Source organism: Mesorhizobium sp. M7A.F.Ca.CA.002.09.1.1, assembly GCF_003998555.1.
Classification (GTDB): Bacteria; Pseudomonadota; Alphaproteobacteria; order Rhizobiales; family Rhizobiaceae; genus Mesorhizobium; species Mesorhizobium ciceri.
Genome location: NZ_RZRR01000359.1, coordinates 1 through 5,223 on the forward strand (window position 1 = coordinate 1; position 5,223 = coordinate 5,223).

Genomic DNA, 5,223 nt, shown 5'->3' on the forward strand with positions numbered 1-5,223 from the left:
ACAAAGCCGGCGCGATCCTTGTGGTCGACAACACGACCATGACCCCTCTCGGCCAACGACCGCTCGACCACGGCGCCGACATCGTCGTTGCCGCCGACACCAAGGCACCCAATGGCCATTCCGACGTGCTGTTCGGCCATGTCGCCAGTCGCAATGCCGATATCATCGCCGCCGTGACCGGCTGGCGCGAAGTTTCCGGCAGCATTCCCGGTCCGTTCGAAGCCTGGCTGGTGCACCGCGGCCTGGAGACACTGGATGTGCGCTTCGATCGCATGTGTTCCTCGGCGGAAGTCATCGCGCGGCGACTGCAGGGCCACAAGGCAATCAGCGGCCTGCGTTATCCCGGGCTTGAAGGCGACCCGTCGCACAACCTAGCCCGCGCCCAGATGGAGCGCTTCGGCTTTCTCATCTCTTTCGAACTCGCCTCGGAAGACAAAGCCGAGGACTTCATCAACAATTGTGCCCTGATGCAGGCCGCGACATCCTTCGGCGGCGTCCACACCTCCGCCGAGCGGCGCCTGAAGCGAGGCGATGCGGTCTCCGCCGGTTTCGTCCGCCTCTCGGTCGGCTGCGAGCCGGTGGAAGAGCTCTGGAAAGCGATCGAGACGTCGCTGGACGGGATCAGCGGCTCCCGGCTCGGATGAACGGCCGGACAGGCTTGAATCAACAGGCGCGCCCGAGGGCGCAACCTGCTGATTTCAAGAGATTTCTCTTGATATCGGGGGAGAGAAATTGCCAGCTGGCCTGTAAGCCGGGTTCTGTATGGCCCTCGTCCCTTGCGAGGCGAGAACGTGGCGGCCATTCATCTTGGGCGCATGTTGCCATGCGCCTCACGCAACCTACCCGGACGGTGAGCCGGAAACAGCCCTCGAGGGTTTCCCCTCGCACCGTCCCTATTCGGTCTTGCTCCCGGTGGGGTTTACCGTGCCGCTCCTGTTGCCAGTCGCGCGGTGGGCTCTTACCCCACCCTTTCACCCTTGCCCCGAATCCGGCAAGCCGGATCGTGGCGGTTTGCTTTCTGTGGCACTTTCCCTGGGGTCGCCCCCGCCGGCCATTAACCGGCACCGTGTTTCCATGGAGCCCGGACTTTCCTCACCCACGACCTTTCGGCGTTTGCGGGTGCGGCCGCCCAGCCAGCTGGCAGAGCGTATAAAGGGGTTCACGCCCGAAACCGCAAACGAAAAAGCTGACTTATGCGGGCGATCCAAGCGCAGCCATCTGCACCTTGACCTTGCCGCAATAGGCTGCCGACACGGGGTTCATCCGCGTTGCGGCGTGCCCGGCATTGTATTTCAGAATGGTGCCGCAGGTCGTGCCGCCACCGAGGCTCCGTGCCATGGCAAGGTATTTCATGCCGTATTTGATGTTGGTGTCGGGATCGAACAGGCCCTTGGCGGAGCCGCTATAGCCCATCATCCGAGCCGTGGCCGGCTTGATCTGCATCAGGCCGATCTCGCCGGCGCTGCCGACGATGTTGGGCCGGTAGTTGCTCTCGATCTTGATGACCGCCGAGGCGAGCGACACGGGCACGCCTTCGATCGCCGCATAGCGGGCAACGATTGCGGAATACTGGCCGCTGCTCGCCACCGCGGCCGTCGACTCCGCCGCGTTCCTGAGGCCGATCGATGCCGTTCTCGTCATGTCGACGGTCTTGCGGCCGCGCTTCGTCTGCCTTTTGGCGATGGACTTCTTCGGTTTGGACCAGCTTGCCTTTTCCGCTTTGGCGGAAGCCCGCTTCGTCTCCGCTTTGGCGGATGCCTGCTTTGTCGCCTTGGCGTCGTGGCCTGCCTTGCCGCTTTTTGCGGATACCACGGGAAACCCTTGATCGGCCCGCGGGCTGAATGACGCTGCATGCGCCGCACTGAAGGCAAAAGTCATTACGCCGGCAGCAAGAGCTGCCGTTAAAACGGTAAATTTCTGCATGTGATCCTGTTCTGTCTGAACCGCGCGAAGATGTTCACGCAGCAACGCCTAACCAACGTCGGAACAACCCGGGGGGGGCTTGGGGTCCGACATCTACACGTCAGCCGTTTGACGCCCGAATTGGTGTCAAACAAGGCCAGGCAAGTCACTTTGAGTGACAGCCTGTAACTTAAGGATTGGAAAGAATTGCTTGGGAGAGGTCTCCCGGGGATTAGCGCTTCACGGAAGCAAGCAGCCTTTGCAGCGTCCGCAGCGTCGAGCCGTCGGCAACGCCGTCCACCTTGCGCGGCCGGAAATGCCGTTGGAAGGCTTCGACCACCGCCTCCGTCTGCCGGTCGAAAACGCCGGATATTTCAACGCCATAGCCGTAGAGCGCCAGCATCGACTGCAACGCTTCGATATCGCCGCCGGTGTCGCCGGTTGTCAGAGTAGCGCCTCGCCTGACGGGGGCGGCCGTAACGAGATGGCCGACACCGGCCTCGAATAGCGCCCGCCACGGAAACTTCTCGCCGGGATCGATTTTGCGCCCCGGCGCAACATCGGAATGCGCGAGTACCCGCTCGGCGGCGATCGAATGCCGACCGGCGATCCCCCGGCACAGCCCGATCACGGCATCGATCTGCCGCCGGGGAAAACCGGGATAGCCCAGCGAATGCCCCGGATTGACGATCTCGATGCCGACGGAACAGGAATTGATGTCGGCGCATCCGAACCACGAACTCTTGCCGGCGTGCCAGGCGCGGTCGCTTTCCCTGACCATCTGCACGATATGGCCATTCTCGTGGACCAGATAATGCGACGAGACCTCGCTGGCCGGATCGCAAAGCCAGGCCTCGGCCCCGGCGCCGGTCGCCATGCCTGTGTAGTGCAGCACGATCATGTCGGGCCTGGGTGTTGTCTCGCGCCGCGGGCCGAAATTCGGCGATACCCTGACTTCGGCACGTGGCTCGTCGGGCAGAAAGCCGCTCATGCGTGGCGCAGGCCCCGCTCGATCATCTCGTAGGCGGCATTGATCGCCGCCACCCTGGTGGTCGCGATCTTGATGAATTCCTGAGGCAGGCCGCGCGCGATCAGCCGATCCGGATGATTGTCGGAAACCAGCTTGCGATAGCGTTTCCTGACCTCTTCGAACGGCTTGCCGCGCTCGATGCCCAGCACGACATAGGGATCCCCGGCGCCGAGATTGACGTGCCGGGCCATGATGGCTTCGTAATGCGCTTCGTCGATGCGGAAAATCTCGGCGATGCGGTGCAGGAAATGGCCTTCGCGCTCGTGCACCAGCCCGTCGGCCTTGGCAATGTGGAACAGACCGTCGAGTATGTCTTCAAGCATCACGCAGTTGGAATGCCCCGAACCGCACATCTGGGCCATCCGCTCGGCATAGGTTTCGAAACCGGCCACGTCGCGCTGGGCGAGATCGAACAGCCGCGCCACATTGCGCGTCTCCTTCGGCGGCACTTCGAATATCTCCTGGAAGGCGCGCACCTCGTCCTGGGTGACGATGCCATCGGCCTTGGCCATCTTGGCCGACAGCGCGATCATCGCCACCGAAAAGGCGACACGCCGGCGCAAATCCGCATCGCCGGAGAAAACCGTGCGCACAGCCTCGACAACGTCGACGACACCCGACGAGGTTGAGGATGAAACGCGGGTGATGAACTCGCCGAGGCGATCCCAAATCGACATGGCCTGCTTCTTAGAGCCACCGCTCCCTCCTATCAAGCCGGGACAGTGCCGCAGGCTTTGCGCGACAAATCGATCCGGCGCGCGAGAGGGATTGGCCCACGGCGCTCGGACGACATGAGAAAGGCCGGCGCGAGCCGACCTTCCTCATTCATCACAAGAAGTACTGCTTGCTCACTACTGCGCGGGCGCAGGAGCTGGTGTTGCCGGAGCCGGCTCGGCGGGCTTCTCGGGTGTGATGCTCTTCGTGGTCGAATTATCCGTTGCCGGAGGCGTCGCGGCCGGCGGCGTGGCTTCCGGGGTGGCCGGTTTCATCGGTTCCTCGGCGGCCGGCGGGTTGGTGCTCTGGGTGGTGGTGTTGTCCGTACCGCTGTCACTGCAGGCGGCGACGCCAAGCAAAGCCAAACCGGAAACGGACGCGAGAATGAGCTTTTTCATTTGTCTCTCCTTCAACACACGCTCACGTTGCCGTGAGCGGTCGAAGGACAAATGCGTCAGCCGGCCATGAGTTTCGTAACGTTGCGTTTCCGCATGTAACATCGTCTGGTTCATTTGCGATTGCCGCTCAGGCCGTAGCGAACTAACAGCATGTGCCGAAACACCGATCGAACAGAAGAGCGCCAGGGGCTGTCATGACCGAAAAATGGGATTTCTGGATCGACCGCGGCGGCACATTCACCGATATCATCGGCCGAGATCCGGAGGGCGGGCTGCACCCGCGCAAGCTTCTCTCCGAAAATCCCGAAGCCTATAACGATGCCGCCATCCAGGGCATTCGCGACCTTCTTGGCTTGTCGGCCGGCGACACGATCCCGAGCGGCCTGATCGGCGACATCAAGATGGGCACCACGGTCGCCACAAATGCGCTGCTGGAGCGCAAGGGCGACCGCGTGCTTTTGCTCATCACCAAGGGCTTCCGCGATGCGCTGAAGATCGCCTACCAGGCGCGCCCGGACATCTTCGCCAAGGAGATCATCCTTCCCGAACAGCTCTACGAGCGCGTCATCGAAATCAACGAGCGTGTGCGCGCCGATGGCTGCGTCGAACAATTGCTCGATATCGCCGCCTGCCGGCCGGCGATCGAACAGGCCAGGGCCGATGGCATCGATGCGGTCGCCATCGTCTTCATGCACGCCTGGAAATACCCCGAGCACGAGAAGGCGGTGGCGAAAGTCTGCCGCAAACTCGGTTTCAGCCAGGTCTCGGTCAGCCATGAGGTCTCGCCGCTGATCAAGCTGGTCGGCCGCGGCGACACCGCGGTGGTCGACGCCTATTTGTCGCCGATCCTATCGCGCTATGTGCAAAGGGTGGCGGGAGAGTTGGGTGCGGCGCCAAGCTCCCCTCTTGTGGGGGAGAGCGATCGATTCCCCCGCCTGATGTTCATGATGTCGTCGGGCGGTCTCACCGCCGCCGACATGTTCCAGGGCAAGGACGCACTGCTGTCAGGACCAGCCGGCGGTGTCGTCGGCATGGTCGAGACGGCCAGGCTCGCCGGCTTCGACAAGGTCATCGGTTTCGACATGGGCGGCACCTCGACCGACGTCGCTCACTATGACGGCGAATATGAGCGCGCCTTCGACACCGAGGTCGCCGGCGTGCGCATCCGCGCGCCGATGA

6 protein-coding genes and 1 other RNA gene are annotated in these 5,223 nt (G+C 62.9%); 2 read left to right on the plus strand and 5 right to left on the minus strand.

Translation table 11 applies throughout. The features are described 5' to 3' along the window. A partial coding sequence (locus tag EN994_RS16775) for a PLP-dependent transferase (protein WP_206530414.1) occupies positions 1-644 on the plus strand: 644 nt, incomplete at its 5' end. 87 nt (positions 645-731) lie between these two features. Here EN994_RS16775 and rnpB read toward each other — a convergent pair. The 5 genes from rnpB to EN994_RS16800 all read right to left on the minus strand — a co-directional run bounded on the left by rnpB (position 732) and on the right by EN994_RS16800 (position 4,158). Then, an RNA gene (gene rnpB, locus EN994_RS16780) (RNase P RNA component class A) lies at positions 732-1,141 on the minus strand. A gap of 50 nt (positions 1,142-1,191) precedes the next feature. Further along, positions 1,192-1,923, minus strand: a complete 732-nt coding sequence (locus EN994_RS16785) for a lytic transglycosylase domain-containing protein (protein ID WP_013530946.1) — start codon at positions 1,921-1,923, stop codon at positions 1,192-1,194. 211 nt (positions 1,924-2,134) lie between these two features. Further along, positions 2,135-2,893 (minus strand): N-acetylmuramoyl-L-alanine amidase, encoded by a 759-nt coding sequence (locus EN994_RS16790; RefSeq protein ID WP_013530945.1) that lies wholly within the window; start codon positions 2,891-2,893, stop codon positions 2,135-2,137. Continuing rightward, positions 2,890-3,609, minus strand: coding sequence for a DnaJ family molecular chaperone (locus EN994_RS16795; RefSeq protein ID WP_013530944.1), 720 nt, complete (start codon positions 3,607-3,609; stop codon positions 2,890-2,892). The genes EN994_RS16790 and EN994_RS16795 overlap by 4 nt, the downstream gene beginning before the upstream one ends. 174 nt (positions 3,610-3,783) lie before the next feature. Then, on the minus strand, positions 3,784-4,158 hold the full coding sequence (locus tag EN994_RS16800; protein WP_244514312.1) for a hypothetical protein: 375 nt from the start codon (positions 4,156-4,158) through the stop codon (positions 3,784-3,786). Positions 4,159-4,238: 80 nt separating this feature from the next. On the opposite strand from EN994_RS16800, the gene EN994_RS16805 reads away from it, so the two are divergent. Then, positions 4,239-5,223 (plus strand): hydantoinase/oxoprolinase family protein (locus tag EN994_RS16805; protein WP_164745966.1); only part of this gene is annotated, 985 nt, incomplete at its 3' end.